At 63.9% G+C, this 21,133-nt stretch carries 12 protein-coding genes and 1 CRISPR repeat array; of the genes, 7 read left to right on the top strand and 5 right to left on the bottom strand.

All coding sequences use genetic code 11. From position 1 onward, the window contains the following. Window positions 1-34: 34 nt before the first annotated feature. Both THIMADRAFT_RS17700 and THIMADRAFT_RS17695 read right to left on the bottom strand, forming a co-directional pair. Window positions 35-2,266, bottom strand: coding sequence for a ClcB-like voltage-gated chloride channel protein (locus THIMADRAFT_RS17700; protein ID WP_007194459.1), 2,232 nt, complete (start codon window positions 2,264-2,266; stop codon window positions 35-37). Then, a complete protein-coding gene (locus THIMADRAFT_RS17695) occupies window positions 2,263-2,829 on the bottom strand; it encodes a GNAT family N-acetyltransferase (RefSeq protein ID WP_007194458.1) in 567 nt (188 codons plus the stop codon). The genes THIMADRAFT_RS17700 and THIMADRAFT_RS17695 overlap by 4 nt, the downstream gene beginning before the upstream one ends. 689 nt (window positions 2,830-3,518) lie before the next feature. On the opposite strand from THIMADRAFT_RS17695, the gene cas3g reads away from it, so the two are divergent. Genes cas3g through csb2 form a run of 4 tightly spaced genes read left to right on the top strand, consistent with a single transcriptional unit; the run spans window position 3,519 to window position 11,940 of the window. After that, the gene (gene cas3g, locus THIMADRAFT_RS17690) at window positions 3,519-6,932 is read left to right on the top strand and encodes a type I-G CRISPR-associated helicase/endonuclease Cas3g (protein WP_007194457.1); all 3,414 of its coding nucleotides are present in this window, start codon (window positions 3,519-3,521) and stop codon (window positions 6,930-6,932) included. Next, window positions 6,929-9,238 (top strand): type I-G CRISPR-associated protein Cas8g1/Csx17, encoded by a 2,310-nt coding sequence (gene cas8g1, locus THIMADRAFT_RS17685; RefSeq protein WP_007194456.1) that lies wholly within the window; start codon window positions 6,929-6,931, stop codon window positions 9,236-9,238. The genes cas3g and cas8g1 overlap by 4 nt, the downstream gene beginning before the upstream one ends. 3 nt (window positions 9,239-9,241) lie before the next feature. Next, window positions 9,242-10,231, top strand: a complete 990-nt coding sequence (cas7g, locus tag THIMADRAFT_RS17680) for a type I-G CRISPR-associated RAMP protein Csb1/Cas7g (RefSeq protein WP_007194455.1) — start codon at window positions 9,242-9,244, stop codon at window positions 10,229-10,231. Window positions 10,232-10,242: 11 nt separating this feature from the next. Next, on the top strand, window positions 10,243-11,940 hold the full coding sequence (csb2, locus tag THIMADRAFT_RS17675; RefSeq protein ID WP_007194454.1) for a type I-G CRISPR-associated protein Csb2: 1,698 nt from the start codon (window positions 10,243-10,245) through the stop codon (window positions 11,938-11,940). A 30-nt stretch (window positions 11,941-11,970) separates the two neighbouring features. On the opposite strand, the gene THIMADRAFT_RS17670 is transcribed toward csb2, so the two are convergent. Together THIMADRAFT_RS17670 and THIMADRAFT_RS17665 are read right to left on the bottom strand one after the other, a co-directional pair. Next, a complete protein-coding gene (locus THIMADRAFT_RS17670) occupies window positions 11,971-12,315 on the bottom strand; it encodes a type II toxin-antitoxin system PemK/MazF family toxin (RefSeq protein WP_007194453.1) in 345 nt (114 codons plus the stop codon). After that, entirely contained in the window at window positions 12,312-12,632 is a 321-nt protein-coding gene (locus THIMADRAFT_RS17665) for a ribbon-helix-helix protein, CopG family (RefSeq protein WP_007194452.1), read from the bottom strand. Before THIMADRAFT_RS17665 ends, THIMADRAFT_RS17670 begins: the two co-directional genes overlap by 4 nt. Before the next feature lie 140 nt (window positions 12,633-12,772). On the opposite strand from THIMADRAFT_RS17665, the gene THIMADRAFT_RS17660 reads away from it, so the two are divergent. The 3 genes from THIMADRAFT_RS17660 to THIMADRAFT_RS17645 all read left to right on the top strand — a co-directional run bounded on the left by THIMADRAFT_RS17660 (window position 12,773) and on the right by THIMADRAFT_RS17645 (window position 18,484). Then, entirely contained in the window at window positions 12,773-14,497 is a 1,725-nt protein-coding gene (locus THIMADRAFT_RS17660; RefSeq protein WP_007194451.1) for a CRISPR-associated endonuclease Cas4/Cas1, read from the top strand. A gap of 15 nt (window positions 14,498-14,512) precedes the next feature. Next, window positions 14,513-14,806 carry a CRISPR-associated endonuclease Cas2 gene (cas2, locus tag THIMADRAFT_RS17655; protein WP_007194450.1) on the top strand — a complete coding sequence of 98 codons (294 nt, stop codon included), beginning with the start codon at window positions 14,513-14,515 and terminating at the stop codon, window positions 14,804-14,806. Between the two features lie 271 nt (window positions 14,807-15,077). Next, window positions 15,078-16,721: direct repeats of the CRISPR family, unit length 36 nt; unit sequence ATTTCCCCGGCGAATCTGCCGGGGCCTCATTGAAGC. 216 nt (window positions 16,722-16,937) lie between these two features. Then, a protein-coding gene (locus THIMADRAFT_RS17645; RefSeq protein ID WP_233490293.1) for an IS3 family transposase occupies window positions 16,938-18,484 on the top strand; the annotation gives its coding sequence in 2 pieces (ribosomal slippage) (window positions 16,938-17,373 and window positions 17,373-18,484; 1,548 coding nt in all). Window positions 18,485-18,901: 417 nt separating this feature from the next. On the opposite strand, the gene THIMADRAFT_RS17640 is transcribed toward THIMADRAFT_RS17645, so the two are convergent. Then, window positions 18,902-21,022, bottom strand: a complete 2,121-nt coding sequence (locus THIMADRAFT_RS17640) for a hypothetical protein (protein ID WP_007194447.1) — start codon at window positions 21,020-21,022, stop codon at window positions 18,902-18,904. Between the last annotated feature and the right edge of the window lie 111 nt (window positions 21,023-21,133).

The raw sequence follows: 21,133 nt of genomic DNA, 5'->3' as shown, positions 1-21,133 counted from the left end.
TCATCCGAAACCCGGGCCGACACGGCGGGCCACCTCATCGACTACCCCCATCCGCTTCGCGCGGCAGCAACGACTCGGCATACATCGGCGCCACATCCACGTACCGCCGCACGGTGTAATGGGCGGTCACCACGGCGAGCATCAGCGGCAGGACGATCTCGTAGTCCATCGTCATCTCGAAGACCATCAGGATAGACATCAAAGGGGCATGCGTCGTCGCCGCGAGCATCGCCCCCATGCCGACCACCGCGTAGGCGCTCGGCGGTCCGGTGCCGACCGGCAGGACGGCGTGCACGGCAGTGCCGAAGAGCACACCGAGCAACGCACCGACGAAGAGCGTCGGCGTGAAGGCCCCGCCGACCGCACCCGAGCCGTGCGTCGCCGCGGTCGCGATCATCTTCAGCACCATGACGGTCAAAAGCGCCTGCCAGACCCAGGGCTCGTGGAGCACCGTGTTGACGACGCTGTAGCCGTTGCCCCAAACCGCGGGCTCGTACATCGAGATGGCCCCGACAATGAGCCCGCCGAGCGCCATCCGAGCGGACAGCGGCATCGGCAGGCGGGCGAAGACCCGATGGGAATGCCCCAACAGACCCAGAAAGATCGGCGCCATATGGCCCGCGACGAGACCCAGCAGCAGATACAGACCGAGCTCCCAGTCGCTCACCAGGGTAAACGCCGGGATCTCGTAAATGGGCGCGTACCCCATAATGTCGTGGACCGTCACGCTCGCAATCACCGCGGCGACGATCAGCGGACCGATGTGCTGAATCGCGATGGAGCCCAGCACGATCTCCGCGACGAACAAGGTCGCCGCAATCGGCGCGTTGTAGGCCGCGGCCAGACCCGCCGCCGCCCCGGCCGCCACCAGCAGACGCAGACGATCCCGCGGGAAGTGCGCCACCCGCCCGATGGTCGAGGCAACCATCGCGGAGAGCTGCACCATCGCACCCTCGCGCCCGATCGAGCCACCCGAGGCCACAGTGACCAGCGACGAGGCCGACTTCACCAGGCTTTGACGGACACTGATCCAGCCGTCGCCGACCGCGACCGCCTCCATATAATCGGTGGTCGTCCGCCCGCGCAGCCGCCCGCCGATCTGCTCCAGGATCAAGCCGGCCACCAAGCCCCCGACCGCCGGCAGAAGCAAACGCTGCCAAGGCGGAAGACCCAGCGCCATGACGACCAGGCTGCCGCTGTGGTCCACGAGAAGCCATTCCAGACCATGGATCCCCTCGCGAAACACCACCGTGACCAGCGCGCCGAGGAGTCCGGCCAGCGCCGCCAGGACCAAAAAGACGAGATCGCCGTCCTTCAAGGCGAACAGAAAGGGTACACGCCGGGGCGGCAAGGCCGCGGCATCCCGGGGCGGGCCGGCACCCGCGACGGCCGCCGCGCCGGATGGGGCGAGCAGCGGCGCTGCAGCGCGCGGCCTGCGCCGGACCAGCGACATCGCCAAGAGGGCGAGCACCAGCGGGGCCAGGAGCCAGAACGGCGCTTGCGGGCCCTCGGGCAAGTGCGACGGCGCCTCCTCGCCGACGACGCGGGCGGACTCGCCAAGAGGCGATAGCGCCGATCCAGCCTCATCCGGCGGCGCGGCCCCGTCCGGATCCGGCGGACAAGGGCAGATGTCGTCGCGGGTTTGAGCGGGTTCGATCGATGGTGCCGTTTCTGTCGTGGACGCGGGCCCCGCCGCAACGCCATCCTGTGCCTGGGTTGGGTCCGGACCCGCCGCGGAGAGTGCTGATTCCGTCGGCAAGGGCGACGGTGACGGCGCGGAAGACCGATCCGGCGCGCCGGGCGCATCCCCCTGCGCCGCCCCATCCGCATATCGCGTCCCCTCGGCGGGCACAGGTGCAGGCGACCCCTGCGCGAAAGGCTGGACGACCGCCGGACACTCGAGCGCGCGCCCGCGACGGCGATGCTCCTCCCATTCACGCGCCTGACGCTCGATGCTCCGACGCGCCGTCGCCGCATCCACCGCACCGATGCGCTCCGCCGAAGGCACCTCGAGCACCGCACCGACGCGCAGAACCCCGTTGACGTTGCACGCGGGCGAGAAGGCATCCGGATTCGACTCCAACAGGGCCAGCATCACCTGATCGCGACTGAACCCCGCCTCGGTCGCGATCCGATCCGCGATCTTCCAGAGACTATCGCCCGCACGGATCGGAACGACATCCTGAGCCGCCGGCACCGACAGCGCCGAGACGGCCAACAAGAGCGTCAGAGCCGCAACCGACGCGCGGCGGACCCGATCGATCATTGCGGAGGACCAAAGGCTTCAGGCACCATCGAAAACATCCAGGCCGGCACCGAGACACCACCGACGACCAGCCGGTTGCGTATCAACCCCTCGCACAACGCCCCCGCTTTGCGCGCGACACCGGCACTCGACAGATTCCCCTCGGCAACGACGATCTCGATCCGCATCAGCCCCAGCTCCGCAAAGCCGAACCTCGCCAACGTGCGCACGGCGCGTGTCGCAACCCCCTCACGCTGCCGCGAAGCACGCACCCAATACCCCAGGTTGCACAGCTTATGCTCGACGATGAGATGATTCAGCCCGATGCCCCCGAGCACCTCGTCGCCATCCGCCGCGAAGATCCCCAGCTCCACCGCCGAGCCGGCGGCAAGCTCCGCCGCGCAGATCGCAAACCAGGCACGCGCCTCGTCGACGCTGAAATCCTCGTGGCACCAGGACATCCAGCGCCCGACCGAGCGCGCGGACTCGCGCGCCGCCCCGACGAATGCCTCCGCGTCGGCGGACACAAACGGCCTCAGGCAGACCCCCTCGCCTTTCAGCGGCTCCAGCAACGCTCCGAGCATCGATGCCTCCGGGGACGGATGAATGATCGCTCGCTCAAGTCTACGCGGTTCAAGGCGCCGCACGAATTCCGAGCACCGGACACGATGTCTGCCATGACCGGAGGCATCCGGCCCTATGCATGGGTTCACCCTTGCTGGAGGCTGTTCACGGACCTTTCGGACAACGACAGGTTAAGGCTCCCGCCCGGCGACCCTAATCCGCGCCGCTCGACACCAGCTGCACAACATGGCCTATGCCCCTGAAGACAAGCTCGGCGCCGGACAGAACAAAAGGTCTGAGCAGGGCGCGTCGGCCCGCCAGAGGGTGAGTCGGTTCTCACTTGGATCGATCCGCTCCGGAGGAAGGCAAATTACCGTCTCAGGGAGCCTCGACCGGATGCCTTTCGCGTCGACGAAAAGTTGATCGCGACAGGCTCACGTAGTGAGTCACCGCGCGGGGTAAGGTGTCGCAGTGCCGCAACCAGTGACTATTCCCGAGGACACAGCGTAGTCACCGCGGCCATCGGGTCTGTCGCGGAGCAGTGCTCCGCCGTCCGGCAAGGAAGACAATCGAAAATGGACAACGCGCACCATGACGGGTTTCAGCGAGAACGGGGTTATGCTTGGCAAGCCTGAGCACGATCCGGTAACGGCCGGCGACCGGTTTCAGGACTCGACATCGACAATTCATGCGAAATGGAGCCCTGCGCATGAGCTATGACGCTTTTTTTCAGGAGCTGACAGGCGACTGTATGCCTTGGGATTGGCAGCAGCGACTGGCAAAGGAACACCAATGCAGCAACCAGACATTGCGGGTTCCGACCGGATTCGGTAAGACCTACGGAGTTGTCGGCTGCTGGCTCTGGCATCGTGTTCATCACAACGCCGACGAGTGGCCCCGACGTCTCGTTTGGTGCTTACCGATGCGCGTTCTCGTCGAGCAGACCGGGGACGAAATCCGCGCCGCACTTCAACGACTCGACTTACTCTGGGATGGCAGCAGTGGTCACGTCGGCAAGGTCGGCGTCCACACACTCATGGGCGGCAGCGATCCCGGGGCCTGGCATCTGTATCCGGAGCATTTTGCGGTCATTATCGGCACCCAGGACATGTTGCTTTCGCGAGCGCTAAACCGCGGGTACGGTGCCCCCCGTGCACGCTGGCCCATGGAGTTCGGGCTTCTGGGTCAAGATACGCTCTGGGTCATGGACGAGGCTCAGTTGATGGACGTCGGGTTGGCCACATCCGCGCAGCTTCAAGCATTCCGCGACACCGACTTTGCTGCGGGAAAATCCATCCGCCCCTGCCGGACCTGGTGGATGAGCGCTACGCTTCAGCCGGAGTGGTTGGCCAAGAGTCCGGATACACAAGTCCTGATGAGGGACATCGGAGCCACGGCGATACCTGCCGAGGCCCGCACGGGCAGCCTTTGGGACGACGTCTTCAAGCCCTTCGCGCAAGAGACGGTCTCAAATGTAAAGGCGCTGGCTGGAAAGATCCGCGACCGCCATATGGAAAGCGGAGGCGGCGAGGCAGGGCCAACCCTGGTCGTCATGAACACCGTCGACCGCGCCGTCGAGGTCTGGGAGGCGCTGACGAAAGACCCTTCGCTCGAGGGAACCGACCGACGCCTGATCCACAGCCGCTTCAGAGCTCATGAGCGCAGCGTTTGGAAGACTGACTTCCTCAACCGTGCAGCCTGCGGTCCACACAACGATCGCATCATCGTGACAACTCAAGTGATAGAGGCCGGCGTGGATATCTCGTCCGGTTTGTTGGTCACCGAGTCGGCGCCTTGGCCCAATCTCATTCAGCGCTTCGGCCGCTGCGCTCGCTGGGGCGGGACCGGGCAGGTTCTCATCGTCAAGATCGAATCCCTGAAGACGACCCTACCTTACGACGAGCCGGCCGTCACCGCCGCCGAAGATGCGCTGCGACAGCTCGCCGCCGGAAGCAGCGATGGGTCGCCCCAGGTCTCGCCGCTCTCGTTGGAGCGTTTCGAAGAAACCCACCCCGATCTGCTTCCGGAACTTTACCCTTACGAACCCACCCATCTTCTGCTGCGACATGAGCTGGACGAGTTATTCGATACGACACCAGACCTATCCGGCGCCGACATTGATATCAGCCGATTCATCCGCTCCGGAGACGAGCGCGATCTGCATGTCTTCTGGGCCGAGATCGACCCGAAAACACGGGCACCGTCCGCCGACATCAGACCAGGTCGAGATGCACTTTGCGCAGTGCCTTTTCTGAAGGCCCGCGACTGGCTGCTTAAACCCAAATCGGACGCATTTTTGCCGGGTAAACGCGCATGGGTTTGGGATTTCCAAGACGGCGCCTGGCGCATCGCCAAGCGCAACGACCTCTACCCCGGACAGACACTACTGGTCGCGGCCGACAGCGGCGGTTATGAACCAACACGAGGCTTTTGGCCCGACAGCGGACCGGTGATGCCGGTTTCATCCGATCCAGCACCATTGGACGAACAGGCCGATGAGACTCAAGACGACGAGTCTTTGTCCGCCTACGACTGGAAAACCATTGCCACCCATGGCCGCGAGACAGGCGAGCTTGCGCGATCGATCGCTCGAATCCTTGCCCCCATGATCGCCGACATCATTGGCCTTGCGGGCCGCTGGCACGACGGAGGCAAGGTCCATCTCGCGTTTCGCGGCTCGATTCAGGGTGACCCGCCGCAGGCAGGCCGTGACGACCTCGCAAAAGCGCCCCAAGCGGCCTGGCTTAAGAGGTCCAATCTTTACCGGATGCCGGACGGCTCGCGAAGACCCGGATTCCGCCACGAGCTAGCCAGCACGCTCGCGCTGTTCGGCGTGCTGCAGCGTCGTAACCCGACACATCCTGCCCTGCTCGGGCCCTGGACCGAGCTGATCGAGCAGGCCGTTTTGCGTGCGCCGCGGCAATCGCTGCAGCGCCAGCAGCCGCCACCCTCTACGCCGTTGGAAGACGAGATCCTGGCACTCGACGCACAGGACTTCGACCTCCTCGCCTATCTGGTCTGCGCTCACCACGGCAAGCTACGTATGGCCTGGCATGCGGCGAAGTCCGACCAAAGCGCGAACGATTCGGTGCTGCGCATCCGCGGTATCCGTCACGGCGAGCGCCTGCCGGCCGTCCCGCTCTGCGCGATGGACGGAACACCCCATGAGCTGCCGGAGACCATCATTGATCTGGCTCCATCCGCGGCCGGCATCAGCCCCACGACCGGCGCGGCTTGGACCGACCGGGTACTCGGACTTCTCGACCGACACGGCCCCTTCACACTCGCCTGGTTGGAGGCCATCCTTAGGGCGGCGGACCAGCGCGCATCACAACTATCCACACAAGACCCCTTGCTGGAGAAACCTCATGGGAGAGACCGACTGGAAACAGATCGTCGCCGACTGGCGGAAGCTGGCGCCGGAGGAGAGACGTCGGATTCGGCTGAGCCGAATCCCGCGGAAAGTCGCCCGCAGCATGGCCTTCGAGGGCGAACCGGTGGACGAGAAGATGCTGGAGGAAGAACTACAGCGCCTCATGGAGCAACGCGCTATGTGAACACGACCCTGGGCGTTCTGAGCTACACCCAGCTTGCGCCATATCTCGCCCGAAATGTCGAGCGCATGGAGGAATCGATCGCGGAGGACGACCTCGCCGAACGATCGCTCGACGAGGACTTTTTGCGTGATCTGCACGCCGGCATCTGCATGGATCTCACCCCGGAGATCGCCGGACGCTGGCGACGCGTCGACGTTCGGGTCAGCGACCACCAGGCCCCGAGTTTCCCCCAAGTTCCAATTTTGATGCGCGATTACTGTCAGGATCTCCAGGCCCGCTTCTCTGCACTGACCGGTCCATCGGACGACCGCATTCCGGAGCTGCTCGCGTTCGCCGAGGGCAGGCTACTCTCCATCCATCCCTTTGAAGACTTCAACGGCAGAACCACACGCGTGCTGATCGCCGAGTTGCTGCGGAGACTGGAACTGCCCGCGATGGATCCAACACCGGACCCGGGCGACGAGACCCGAGCCTATCTCGCTGCGCTCAAGGAAGCCGATCGGGCAAGCTGGCAACCGCTGATTCAGGTTTGGCTCGGGCGCTTCGCCAAGGAGAGGCAGTCATGATCCACATCCACCGATTGGGCGGCTGCGCCCCCACGCCGCTGGCCCACTATCTGAAGGCGATTGGGATCCTGCGGTTGGTTGCGGAGCAGGCTGATGCGTCGGCTCGTGGATGGTGGGATGGGGATACCTTCAGATTGTCGACGACGCTGGATGCGGAAGAGCTGAACAGCTTCTTTCTGACCGGTTACGAGCCAACCCCGATGCTCTCGCCCTGGAACAAAGGTTCCGGGTTCTACTCCGTGAAGGATGCCGGTCTGCACCCCGTAGAACAATCAACAGCGCCGCGTCTCTCCAAGCTGCGCGATGGCATCAAGGCCGCAAGAGATCTGCTAGACGATCTGATCGATGCAGATCAATCCGTCCGCCTAATCAAAGCTGAATCAAAGGCCAAGGGCCTCGGCCGGACGGCGAGAGAAGCTCTCAGATCGTCGGCTGATTACAAGCAACGTCTTGCGGCGGCAGAGCGACGTTTCAAGCGATGCAAGGCCGAGCTTATTCCCGCCATCCGTCGATCCTGGCGTGGTCCACACCGGGACTGGATCGACGCCGCGATGGTTCTCTCTGACGATGACAGCGCCATGTTTCCTTCGCTGTTGGGAACAGGCGGAAACGACGGACGCTTGGATTTTACAAACAATTTTCTCCAACGGCTTGGTGACATCTTCGACCTCACTTCAACACGGGGAACACACCGAGAAGGAACGGAACAATGGATTCGCGGTGCCCTTTGGGGGGAACCAGTAACCGGCTCGCAAACCGGTTGCGCGGTCGGACAATACCTGCCGGGAACGGCCGGAGGCGCAAACAACGACAACGGGCCGGACGGGAATAGCCTCCTCAATCCGCTCGACTTTTTGTTGATGCTGGAGGGTTCGATCCTCTTCACTGCGCATGCCACTCGGAGGCTCGGCTCAAAGAAGGGGATCCGCGCCGCCGCACCTTTTGCCGTCGATGCTCAAGCCGCAGGCTACGCGAGCGCCTCCGGATCCGACGAGAGCGCCCGCGGAGAGCAATGGATGCCGCTCTGGTGCCAACCGTTCCGATTGCCTGAGTTGCAGCGAGTGCTCGCAGAGGGCCGCTCCCAGATCGGCGCGCACGCGTCAAACGCCCCGTTGGACCTTGCCCGCGCGATCGCGCGGCTTGGCACCGCCAGAGGCATCAGCAGCTTCCAACGGTACGGTTATATCGAGCGAAATGGACAATCAAACCTCGCCGTCCCGTTGGGTCGCTTCAGTGTCCCCGAGCATGCCGAGTCACGGATCGAATGCCTCGACGACCTGGACGGATGGCTCGTCCGGATTCGCCGGGAGGCGCGCTCCAAGAACGCGAGCGGCCAACTCAAGCAGGCCGAGCGCCAACTCGGCGACGCTCTACTCGCCGTCACGCAGCACCCGACCGAGGCAATGCGCTGGCAGCGTGTACTCTTGGCGCTGGTTGGAATCGAAGCGGTTCAAATCAACGGGAGTGGCTTCAAGGCCGGTCCGATCCCCAGGCTGCGGCCGGCTTGGGTCGCCGCCGCCGATGACGGCCGGCCTGAGATTCGGCTCGCGGTTGCACTCGCGCTGCAACAGGGCGGCTTCGAGGGAGCGGACGCGCCTTGGTGGAACAGCGTCCGCCGGCATTGGCTTCCGCTGGATCAAAGGAATCCGCAGCGCTTCGCCCAAGCCGGCAGCGGCGGACAGACGCACCTGCTGGCGGGACCGGAGCGGGTTATGCGGGGGCGAATCGGCATCGACGATGCGCTCGCACTGGTCGAACGTCGCCTGATCGAAGCAGCCCGGCACGGTCAGCGCCGATTGCCGCTGCGCGCGGCTTATCGTGCTGCGGCACTGAGTCCCGACCTGGCGGCAATCTGTAGCGACGCGATTGATCTCGACCGAACCATGGCCCTCGCTCGCGCGCTGATGGCCCTGAATCCAGTGCAGTGGCAGCGCGAACCCGTCGGCCTTTCCCGACCCGCCTCCGATTCGATCAGCGACGATATCCCCGACGACGCTTGGCTCGTCCTGCGGCTCGCCCTGTTGCCTGAGCCGCTCCGGGTGAGCGGAGGGACAACTAAGATCGAAATCCGGACCGATCCCGCGATCTTCCGTCGGCTCGCCAATGGTGATGCAGCGACTGCACTGCAGCTCGCACTGCGTCGGCTCCATTCGGTCGGGATCAGAGCGGCGGTCCGCTCGACCAGCATCCCGGCCGCGACGGCTCGGCGCTGGGCCGCCGCACTCGCCTTCCCGATCTCGCCATCAACCGCAACCCGTTATCTGTGTCGGCTCGACCCGACGATTGACTCGACCAAGGAGGACTGACCCATGGCAATCGATCTCGCCGCTCTCAATAACAGCCACCGCCTATTGTTCGCGATTCCACTCAAACCGTTACTTGGCCACCGCTTCCAGCCAACCGGGTTCCCGGGGTTAGGTGCCTCGACGTTCCGGACATCGAAGGGTGATTCGCTCCTGGTTGAAAGCGCCCAGAGCATGGCGAACCGCCTGGAGATGATGGCCTGGGACGAGGCGGAGCAAGACGTCAAGCAAGCGCTCCGCGGTCTATCCCACGTCCGGATCGAACGATCCGATGGCAGCTTCCTGACCGATACGATTCTGGAGTCGCATCGACTCAACAGCCCTTACCTGCTGGAGGAGTCGAGCAAGACATTCTTGTCGATGTTGAAAGAGGCGCTCGGCGTCATGGAAACCGGCCCAGTCAACCGGCGAAAGCTCGCCGGCGTGCTGCTTCAGTTCGACGTCGGCTGCCTCCTCCATGGCGTGTTCCTGGCCAAGAAGGACTTGGCAGGAGGACGCCTGCGCGTCGCGCGCAGCCTCTCCGCCTTCATCGAGGCCGATGGCGTGCAGATCGCCGCATCGGGCGGAGTGAAGAACGATCACGTCAACCCTCAAGGCGATACCAAAGTCGGATTTGGAAACGTCCCGTTCGCACGAGACGAATTCACTGCCGATCGGCTCACCCTGTACGTCAACCTCGACCTCGCTCAGATTCGTGGTTTCGGACTCGAGGGCACAGCTCAGAGACTTTTGATCCTGCTGGCACTCTACAAACTCAGAGCGCTCCTGGACGCCGGGCTGCGTCTGCGAACCGCCTGCGATCTCACCATCGCAACCGAGCACGTCGTTGCGATCAATCCGGTGAACTTCGTGTTGCCCAAGCTGGCCGAGATCGAGCCCGAGCTTAAAGAGGCGATTGCGGCCTGCAGTCCACCGATGGAAGTAACCAAAGCCAGCTACGGCGATGAGATCGTGCCGAAGCGCGACGCGCAAACCGAGGCAGAAACTGAAGACTAAAGGAGCATGGAATGCCCACGCTGCTGATCCGCTTCCCCGGCGGGCGTTATCACACCACACCGAGCGGCCATCATGTCAACGAAGGCCAGATCGAATGGCCTCCATCGCCGTGGCGGCTGCTTCGAGCCTTGTTGGCTTGCGGCTACAACTCACTCGGTTGGGAAGGCGATCTCTGCAAGCCGATGGAGAGCCAGCCACCGCCGCTGGCGCGTTCGCTGATTCTCAAGCTCGCCGATGTTCTTCCCAGCTATGCCATCCCACGAGCCGTCGGGGCGCACTCCCGGCACTACATGCCGTTGGCCACCATCGACAAGGGACGCGAGAAGACGGCATTGGTCTTCGATACCTGGGCGCAGCTCGGAGACCAGACAGTCGCGGTCACCTGGGATGTCGACCTGACCGACGAGGAGTCGACCCTGCTAGCAGCGCTTACCGAACGACTCGGATATCTCGGCCGATCCGAAAGTTGGACTGAAGCCAAGCTCGCCAGGGTCGAGGATGCCTGTCCTTTACCCAATTGCCTTCCGACAGACGCCCTGTCCAATCCGGGGATCGGCTGGGAACAAGTGCCGGTGATGGCGGCCCAGAGATCGTCGGAATTCGATCGTTGGCGCGCTGAAGTCACCGCTCGCCTCCTGGAGCCTCTTCAGCCGCCAGCCGGGAAGAAGCCGACCAAGGCACTGCTGACCAAGCAGGCAAGGGCCACCTTGCCCTACCCCGCCGACCTCATCGCGTGTCTTCAAGCCGATACGAATTGGCTGCGAAGTCACGGCTGGAGTCAGCCGCCGGGAAGCCAACGGGTCTTCTACTGGCGGCTCTCGGACATGCTCGAATCGGGTGCGCCCGGCCCCCGCCAATCCGCTCGCGAAGCACCGTCGGTCGAGGCCATGCTCTTATCCCTCGCCACCGACAGCGGCAACGATCATGCGCTGCCAGCCGTCACGCGGGTGCTCCCGCAGGCAGAGTTGCTGCACCGAGCACTTGGCGGACGGATCAAGCGTATTGCCGGCTACTCTCCGGTCATCTCAGGCTGCGATGCCGAGGGTCGGCCGCTCAGGGGCGCTCATCGGCACGCACACATCCTGCCGCTCGATCTGGACGGTGATCAACACCTGGAGCACATCCTCATCTGGGCACCCATGGGGCTTGACTGGATCGCGCAGTCCGCGATTCGCGGGGTTCGCAACACCGACATGAAAGGCGGTGTAGGCCGGCTCAAGATCGCACTGGCAGCCGCTGGCAATCTCGCGGATCTCCGCGGGCTGACAGGCGAATACGGCGAGCGAATGGAGCATGTGATCGGCCCGGCGGGAGGTGCGACGCAATGGGTGAGCCTGACGCCCTTCGTCGCACCTCGTTTCACCAAACGGAGCGGAAGAAACAGCCTGGAAGAACAAATTCGGTCGGAGCTGCTGTCCCGAGGCATCAAACAACAGGTCGAGATCGAGCGCATGGACCCCTGGAGTCGTGGCAGACCCGTCATCCGGATGCTTTCCGACGACGAACAAGGTTCGGGGATCGAGCCAGAAGTGGCTAGCCCTCGATGGGCGTTCTTCCGGCATTTCGTCCGCACCCGTCGCAACGGCCCTGCGCCACCGGTCGACTGCGGCTTCGCGCTCAGCTTGCGTTTCGCCGTGCCTGTGCGAGGTCCACTCTGCATTGGATACGGCAGTCATTTCGGGCTTGGACTCTTTCAGGCGGAAACCTAACCATCGGAGCGCCGAGGGATGCCCAGAGGTTCACCACATCCCCAAAACAGCCCGCAACCCGCGCTCCACCTCCGCCATCTCCTCATCGGTCAGCGCAGTCAGCGGCCCGTCGCCGAAGCGCTCGCGGTCGATCGTGCGGGGCTGATCCGTGATGACTTGGCAGGGTTTCAAGAGCCGGTCGCGGGCCGGGAGGGTGACGCGCCAACGCCGAAAGCCGGGGTAAACCTGGCTGGTCAGCGGCAGACACACGACCATCGGGGTTGTCGCGGCATTCAGCTCGTCGCTCTGCATGACGAGGACGGGCCTGATCTTCCCGATCTCTCGCCCGCGTGGCGGGTTAAGGTTCGCGACCCAGACCTCACCGCGGCGCATCATCGCCACCAGGGCTCGCCGGAGTCGCCGTTCGACGACGCATCGTCCGGCTTCGGCCCCTCCGCGCGGTCGAGGGCCTCGTTGTCCAGCGGCATGGCTTCTTCGACTATCTCAAGCGCCTCGAGGCGCAGCGCCGGATCGCTGTATCCGGCTTTGGCCTCCGCCACGTACTCGGCCATGAAGCGCTCGCGCTCGCGCTGTGCGATGAACTGCATGACGGCTTCTCGGATCACCTCCGAACGCGGCCGTCCCGCCAACTCCGCTTCGCGGTTGAGCCTTTGCTCAAGATCGTCGGGGAGACGCAGACTGAGTGCGCCCATGTCTTTCGTTCCGGGTTACATTTCGTATCACAAAGCGTAGCACGCCACGCATCGTATGCAACACTCCGAGGGTCGTTGGCCACGCTTGCGTTGGCCGACACATTCGCCGAGATGACGATCGAGGATGGAGGGACCATGCCATGTCGAATGATTCGATCCCCCAGCAAGGAGAGCTTGAGCTGCCTTTCCCGGAGATGGTCCGAGATGTCCCGCTATTACCAGCGCGAATGATCAACGAATTTTGCTACTGCCCGCGCTTGGCCTATCTGGAGTGGGTCCAGGGCGAGTGGGACGACTCCGCCGACACGGTCGAAGGGCGCTACGTCCATCGCAAGGTCGACAAGGGCAGCGGCACACTCCCGGAAGCGGACCAGGCCGAGCCGGACGAAAAAATCCACGCCCGCTCCATTACCTTGTCGTCCAACCGCCTCGGGCTGATCGCGCGTATGGACCTGATCGAGGGCGAAGGCAGGGTCGTTACGCCGGTCGACTACAAGCGCGGCAAGCGCCCGCATGTGAGCCACGGCGCCTACGACCCCGAGCGTGTTCAGATCTGCGTCCAGGGCATGATCCTGGAGGAGCACGGCTACACCTGCGAAGAAGGCATCCTCTATTACGCCGCGAGCCGCGAGCGTGTCCGGATCGCGCTGGACGAAGAGTTGCGCGCCTTGACCAAGCGGACCATCGACGGGTTGCGCTTCGTCGCGGCCGGCGGCCGGATCCCCCTGCCGTTGGAAGACAGCCCGAAGTGTCCTCGATGTTCTCTTGTTGGCATCTGTCTGCCGGACGAGATCAACTTCTTCCGGGGTATCGACATTGCCCCGCGACCACTGGCCGTCGGCCTGGACACCGCGATGCCGCTTTACGTCCAGGCGTTCCACGCCAAGGTTTCGAAATCCGGAGAGCAACTGGAGGTCTCTATCGACGACAAGAAGGTCCAGAGCGTGCGTCTGATGGACGTCTCTCAGCTCGCACTCTTCGGAAACGTCTACGTGACCACGCCAACGATGCAGGAGCTGATGCGCCGCAACGTCCCGATCACTTGGCACAGCCACGGCGGTTGGTTCATGGGCCACACGATCGGGACCGGGCACAAAAACGTCGAGCTTCGCCGCGCCCAATTCAGGTCGGCCGACGATGAGTCCTTTTGTCTTCGATTCGCCAAGGGACTTGTCGAAGGAAAGCTACGAAACGCGCGAACCATGCTGCGCCGCAACTGGAAGACCGAAGGCGGAGCCCCGGAAGCACTGCTGGAATCGCTCAACGGGGACGTCAAGAGGACACGTCGCGCGGCAGACCTCTCCGAGTTGTTGGGCGTCGAGGGCAGCGGTGCGGCCCGTTATTTCGGGGCGCTTTCGAATCTCATCAGACCGCCCGGCGATGCCTCGGTACTCACCTTCGACTTCCGGACCCGCAACCGTCGACCACCGACGGATCCCGTCAATGCTTTGCTCTCATACGCTTACGGATTGCTGGCACGCACTTGGACCGTCACCTTGTCTGCGGTCGGCTTCGATCCTTACCTTGGGTTTTATCACCAACCACGCTACGGCCGCCCTACATTGGCATTGGATCTGATGGAACCCTTTCGACCGCTGCTCGCCGATTCCGCGGTGATCCAGGCGATCAACAACGGCGAAGTCCGGCCCACGGATTTCATCCAAGCAGCAGGCAGCGTTTCGTTGACAAACGATGGCCGAAAGCGATTCATCGGGACGTTCGAGCGCCGGCTTGCTCAGGAGGTTACCCATCCGGTCTTAGGCTACCGGCTCAGCTACCGACGTCTGCTGGAGGTCCAAGCCCGACTGCTCGCACGGCATATTCTCGGCGAGCTCGATGATTACCCCAACTTCACGCCACGTTGACGGAGTCCGCATAACATGGACCAACGGCTCTACATCGTCGCCTACGACATCTCGGACCAGAAACGCTGGAGACGCGTCTTTAAGCTCATGAAAGGTTTCGGCGAATGGATGCAACTGTCGGTCTTCCAGTGTCGGTTGACACCCAAACAGCACGCGGAGCTGGTCGCTTTGCTCGATGGCATCATCCACCACACCGAAGACCACATATTACTCCTCGACTTCGGTCACGCGGAGAATGTCTCACCCAGGGTTGTTAGCCTCGGCAAGACCAGCTTCACGCCGATCGAGCATGAGCCAGTCATTGTCTGAGCATATCGGGCGACACGGCACGGATACAGGGAAACGCATCGGCAGACCGCGAGCCCTGACTTCGACGGAGATCCTGCCGCGAGCACGAGAGCGCTCCGATAGCACCTAAAATCCCGGCAGCGCTCGCAGAACATAGCTCTTTAAAAACCAGTGTGATCGACTACAATGCTGACTCGAAGTATCACCTCTGATGTTGGCAGGCTACCGGAGCAGCATCACTGCTCGCAAAATCCCCCGCAGCCCGCCCAGGAAACGGGCTGCCGGCGGTGCCATTTCCCCGGCGAATCTGCCGGGGCCTCATTGAAGCGGATAGACCATCTGCATCGAGAGCACACGCACCACCGGATTTCCCCGGCGAATCTGCCGGGGCCTCATTGAAGCGAAGCGGTTGCCGCAATCCGTATCCCAAACGCCGTCGTATTTCCCCGGCGAATCTGCCGGGGCCTCATTGAAGCACCTCCTGCTCCGCCAGCCTCTCGGCCTGTCGCAGCGCGATTTCCCCGGCGAATCTGCCGGGGCCTCATTGAAGCGCGGACAGGGGTCGGTCGGCGTTGCGTAGCGCGGCGAGATTTCCCCGGCGAATCTGCCGGGGCCTCATTGAAGCACGTCCAGGTCGGTATCGGCCATCGCCTCGTCATAGAATTTCCCCGGCGAATCTGCCGGGGCCTCATTGAAGCGAGACCAGTACGCGAATTGAGCCGTCGAGAAAGCCGATTTCCCCGGCGAATCTGCCGGGGCCTCATTGAAGCCTTGCGGATAAATTCATGCGCGCCCCAGTCGCGGAATTTCCCCGGCGAATCTGCCGGGGCCTCATTGAAGCCCAGATAATCGGCTCCAAAGACGACAGGCTATCGACATTTCCCCGGCGAATCTGCCGGGGCCTCATTGAAGCCCGCTGATGTAGGCCGTTCCGGAGGCGATCGAAACCATTTCCCCGGCGAATCTGCCGGGGCCTCATTGAAGCCCGCTGATGTAGGCCGTTCCGGAGGCGATCGAAACCATTTCCCCGGCGAATCTGCCGGGGCCTCATTGAAGCTGCGGAAGGCGCCGAGGCGCCGGATCGCGCAGACAACACATTTCCCCGGCGAATCTGCCGGGGCCTCATTGAAGCTCCTCGGCGTGCAGGACCAAAGCGAGCTTGGTGTCATTTCCCCGGCGAATCTGCCGGGGCCTCATTGAAGCGACGATGCCATGACGCTGCTGCGCAACAGCGTGACCGTCATTTCCCCGGCGAATCTGCCGGGGCCTCATTGAAGCAGTGGGATCCCTATTGCTGTGCGGTTTTGAGAGAGAGATTTCCCCGGCGAATCTGCCGGGGCCTCATTGAAGCCGACGACCTCTGGTCGGCGGTTGATCGTCGGCGATTATTTCCCCGGCGAATCTGCCGGGGCCTCATTGAAGCGGTGGTCCGCGCCCATCGGGGTGAACGACAGCTCGCATTTCCCCGGCGAATCTGCCGGGGCCTCATTGAAGCTGCTGAGATGGTGTCGTAGCCTCCAGCCTACCATTCATTTCCCCGGCGAATCTGCCGGGGCCTCATTGAAGCATTTCGGCGCTGATGATTTTCGCCTATACCTGGCTCGATTTCCTCGGCGAATCTGCCGGGGCCTCATTGAAGCAGGCATGTACCCGGCAGAGTCTCGCCGAGGGCGCGCTAATTTCCCCGGCGAATCTGCCGGGGCCTCATTGAAGCGCGGCTTCGTTGGCGCGCCCCAGGGTTTCCCGGTGATGATTTCCCCGGCGAATTTGCCGGGGCCTCATTGAAGCCCTCTTGGGCGAGCGCCAATTCGCCCTGGATTTTTTGGATTTCCCCGGCGAATTTGCCGGGGCCTCATTGAAGCAGGGTTTGCGGCTATCGCTATCGGATCAGAATCAATTGATTTCCCCGGCGAATTTGCCGGGGCCTCATTGAAGCCAGACGACGCCCTCGTACCCCAGGTGTCAGGATAGATGTCGCCTCCCTTTGGGAGAGTGTGTGGGAGGATGGGGCATCACCGACCCGGGGCTTTGCGCCCTCCGGGGTCAGCCGGGAAGGAGCCCGTAGGGCGACTGAACGGCTGACCCCGGAGGGCGCGACGCAAGCGCCCCGAGGCATGACAAGGCGACCGACAAGACGACCTATTCGAGTGAGCTGAAAGACAGCATCCTGACGAAGCTGCTGCCGCCCAACAACGTCGGCGTGCCGCAGTTGGCCGCGCAAACCGGCATCCCGCGCGACACCCTCTACGGCTGGCGGCGCGAGGCGCTGGGTCGGGCCCGTCGACCGCGGGCATCGACGGTACCTGACGCCACGCTCGACAGCGAGGAGAAGTTTGCCGTGGTGGTGGAGACCGCCACCCTCAACGAGTTGGAGCTGGGCGCGTACTGTCGACGCAAGGGTCTGTTCGCCGAGCAGATCAGCGCGTGGCGCGCGACCTGCCAGCACGCCAATGCGCCCTTGGCGAGCAAGACCGAGCGGGCCGAGCGGCGCGCCGAGCAGGCGGAGATCCTGCGCCTGGGTCGGGAGTTGCAGCGCAAGGACCGGGCCTTGGCCGAAGCCGCCACGTTGCTGGTACTCCAAAAAAAAGTCCGGGCGATCTGGGAGGAGCCAGAGGACGCTCGCTCACCTATGAGCGGCGCGTACAAGTGAGCGAGTACATCGAGCAAGCCTGTGCCGAGGGCGCCCGCCTGAGTCGCGCCTGCGCCGCCGTGGGGCTGTCCGAGCGCACCCTGCAGCGCTGGCGTCGCGACGGCGCGATCGGCGGCGATGGGCGCACGCGCGAGCACCGGACCGAAGGCGCGGTGCGCACCCCGGCCAATCGGCTCTCGCCCCACGAGCGAGAAGCCGTCCTGACGGCCGCCAACGCGCCCCGGTTCGCGAGCTTGAGCCCGCATCAGATCGTCCCGGCGCTGGCCGACGAGGGCTGCTACCTGGGATCCGAGTCGACCTTCTACCGCGTACTGCGCGCCGCCGGGCAGCTCGCCCGCCGCGGTCGCGTCAAGGCGCCGGCACGGGTGCGCCCGCAGCCGTTGGAGGCGACCGGGCCGAATCGGGTTTGGAGCTGGGACATCACCTACCTGGCCAGTACCGTGCAGGGGATGTTCTTCTATCTGTACCTGATCATGGATGTCTACAGCCGCAAGATCGTCGGCTGGGAGGTCTACCCGCAGGAGTCCGCCGCGCACGCCGCCGGCGTCTTCCAGAAGGCTTACCTGCGTGAAGGCGTGCACCCGGGCACACTGGTCCTGCACTCGGACAACGGCTCGCCGATGAAAGGCGCCACCATGCTGGTGATGCTCCAACGCCTCGGGGTCGTACCGTCCTTCAGTCGCCCGGCCGTGAGCAACGACAACCCCTATTCGGAGTCGCTGTTCAACACCGTCAAGGGCCGCCCGGACTTCCCCTCCGATCCCTTCGACGACGTCGAGGCGGCACGACGCTGGATGACGACATTCACCGCCTGGTACAACACCATCCACCTGCACAGCGCGCTGAAGTTCGTCACCCCGGCACAGCGCCATCGCGGCGAGGATGGCGACCTGCTGGCACGGCGCGACGCGCTCTATCGAGCCGCCAGAGACGACAACCCGACGCGCTGGTCCGGATCCACCCGCAATTGGACGCCGCCCGCTTCGGTCTTGCTCAACCCGGGAAAACCCCCTCGCGACCAGGAGAAGGCCGACGCAAACATGACATGATTGATGCGACAACTACCTTGACACTTACCGCGTAGCCGACGCCCGAGACGCCGAATTTCCCCGGCGAATTTGCCGGGGCCTCGTTGAAGCCTACGACGATCCGCAGAAGATCCCGAGCCTGGCAAACGATTTCCCCGGCGAATCTGCCGGGGCCTCATTGAAGCGCCAAGGTCCAGGCCGAGGCCGCGCAAGCCAGCGAGGCATTTCCCCGGCGAGTTCGCCGGGCCTCATTGAAGGGAAGAAATCGACCAACAACCCAAACAGGCCATGGTGAGCCCCGCGCAGGCCTTGCTCGTAACTCCGGCCATCCTGGCACGTGGCGCGGAGCGCCAGGGGCATGCGTGACACCGCAGAGCGGGTGTCACGAGCGACCGAAGTTTCGGGTGGCCGGCCTCACGAGCGAGACCCCCCGCGCGATCAGGGCTCCAGCGCAACCTCGAAAGGCACAAAATCGAACGCTCTAATCGCAAGATCAACCCGTGCCGGTTGCTCGTGGCTGCGGAAGGTCAGCGAGACCTCCGAGATCCCCTGCAGGGCCGGCGTTGCAGGGAGGACGACCTCGATCGTGCTGTCTTCGGCCTTTGGAACGCGTGCGAAGATCTCGATGGGAATCGCAGGCGGCGGATGGGTGTCGTCGGTCGCGCGCTTGAAGGCGATGACGGCATCCTCGATCTCGGTCTCGGAGGTGAGCCGGATCGACAGCGTGCCGTTCGAGAGGCTCACCCCTTGGCCTGCCGGGAGAACGAACGCGAGCCCTCCGCTGCCCTTGATCGTCGACGCGAAACGGGGTGTCCCCGCCTCGCGCGCGAAGGCGATCGGCTCCTCCTGCGCGGTCCAGGGGATGATCCGGTTCTCGGCGGCCAGGAGGTCGATCCTCTGCCCGGGCGTGTAGAGCGCTTCGAGCGGGCCGGAGAGGTTCTTCGCGTCGAGATAGCGACGCATGTTCTCGTGTGCGGTGTTGATTCCCCCGAGAATCAGCGACAGGGTGTGGACGGTCGTCTGGTAGGGGATCACTGTGTCGGTGGCCGTGTTCCAACCTTCCCACGGACCGTGATCGGTGAAGAGGCTCGAGATGCGCGCCCACTCGGTCTGCAGAAACCCATTCACCTGCTCGGGTGCGATCCCGTAGGCAACGCCGAGGCTGTAGAGCGATGGGGCCTGCGTGTCGAGCGGAGATTCGGTCACCGCGAGGTCGCCGATCCCGATCAGACCGGTGTATTCGGTCCCGCGGCCGCTGTAGGCCTCCGAGAGGAGTCCGGGCAGCTTATGCCGGGTCGAGAAATCAAGCTCGATGTCGACGAGTGTTTCCAGAGCGCTCCGCCAGGCCGGGTTGCGGAGCTCCTGCATGAAGAGCGAGAGCCCGAGCAATTGGAAGGCCGACCCGTCCCAGGCGGCCAGAGCATAGGTGTCGCGTCCGTCGGACAGTCGGTAGGGTTTGATCTTGAATCCGGCGTTGCGGATCGCCGCGACCGGCAGTCCGTAGCGCAGCACGGTGAATATCAAGGGTCCGCGGAACTCGTTGATGAAATAGTTCATCTGCCCGGTGACCCGGTTCCCCCGACCGTCCTCCCAACCGACGAACCGATCCGACGTCGCGTCCCAGCCGAACATGAAGGTCCCGGTCTGCGGGTCGAACAGATGGGCATAGCCTTCTTTTTGGGCCTCGATGAAACGCTCCATCGCATCCCGTAGGGCGACGACCTGCGGCACGTCTCGGATCTCGGGCTGCAGGAGCGCGCCGATCGCTCTCGCCAAGGCGGCCGTCAGGTTGGCGTTGTCGCCGAAGATGATGGTGACGACGCGTTGATCGAGGAGCCCCATGATGGCGGCTTGCCGAGCCGGATCGGCATAGGGTTCAAGCGCCCCGTCGAAATGGAGCGCCCCGTAGCCTTCGCGACGGAGGATCCTGCCGTTTCGGCCGTTGTCTTCCTCGTGCAGCCACCCCTTCTCCAGGAGGGCCTGCCAGATCGCCTGCCCGTCGCGCTCGCCGAAGGTGTCGGTGAAGCGGCGTCGCTCGATGGATTCCAGCAGTGGGCCACGGCGCTGCCCGCCGTCGAACCCCATGAAATTCGAAAGCAACCCCTTCGCGGCAAGGTCGGGATCGCGCTGATCGGCGCCGAGTGTCGCCACCGCGAGCGCGAGCCCGTCCAAGGCGGCGTCGCGCGAGATGTAGGGATTGTCGGCCTGGCCTGCCGCGATGTTGGCCAGCAGCTCGATCCAGGCGCCGATCGCCGTGAGCTGGGTGAACGAGCGAAGAAAGAGCCCTTTAGCCGGCTCCTGATTCCAACCCTCGACCGGATAACCGGATACCGGGTCGATGATCCGGTGTGCCGGATCGAGGTAGCTGAAGGCGTTGTTCACCAAACGCCGCAGATGTCGATGGTCGTTGGGCACCTTGGGGTAATCGAAGTTGGCGCGCTCGCCGAGATGCACGGCTTGGGGAGCGGCGGACGTTGATGTCGCGACTGCGGCCGAAAGGCATAGCGTCAGCGCAATCAGCAGGGAATACAACCTGTCACTCTTCTCGACGATGGACATCGGGGCTTCGATTCTCTCCGATAAAAGTCCCGATACACCGGGATCGCGTGCGTCGCTTCGGGACGCGAGGATTCGGGCGCTGCGCCGGCCCCTCCGGCGTGCGCGGGGCGC

The sequence above is a fragment of the Thiocapsa marina 5811 genome (genome assembly GCF_000223985.1).
GTDB classification, from domain to species: Bacteria; Pseudomonadota; Gammaproteobacteria; order Chromatiales; family Chromatiaceae; genus Thiocapsa; species Thiocapsa marina.
The sequence above is the reverse complement of the archived record's forward strand: the minus strand, read 5'-3'. Positions and strand labels throughout refer to the sequence as shown.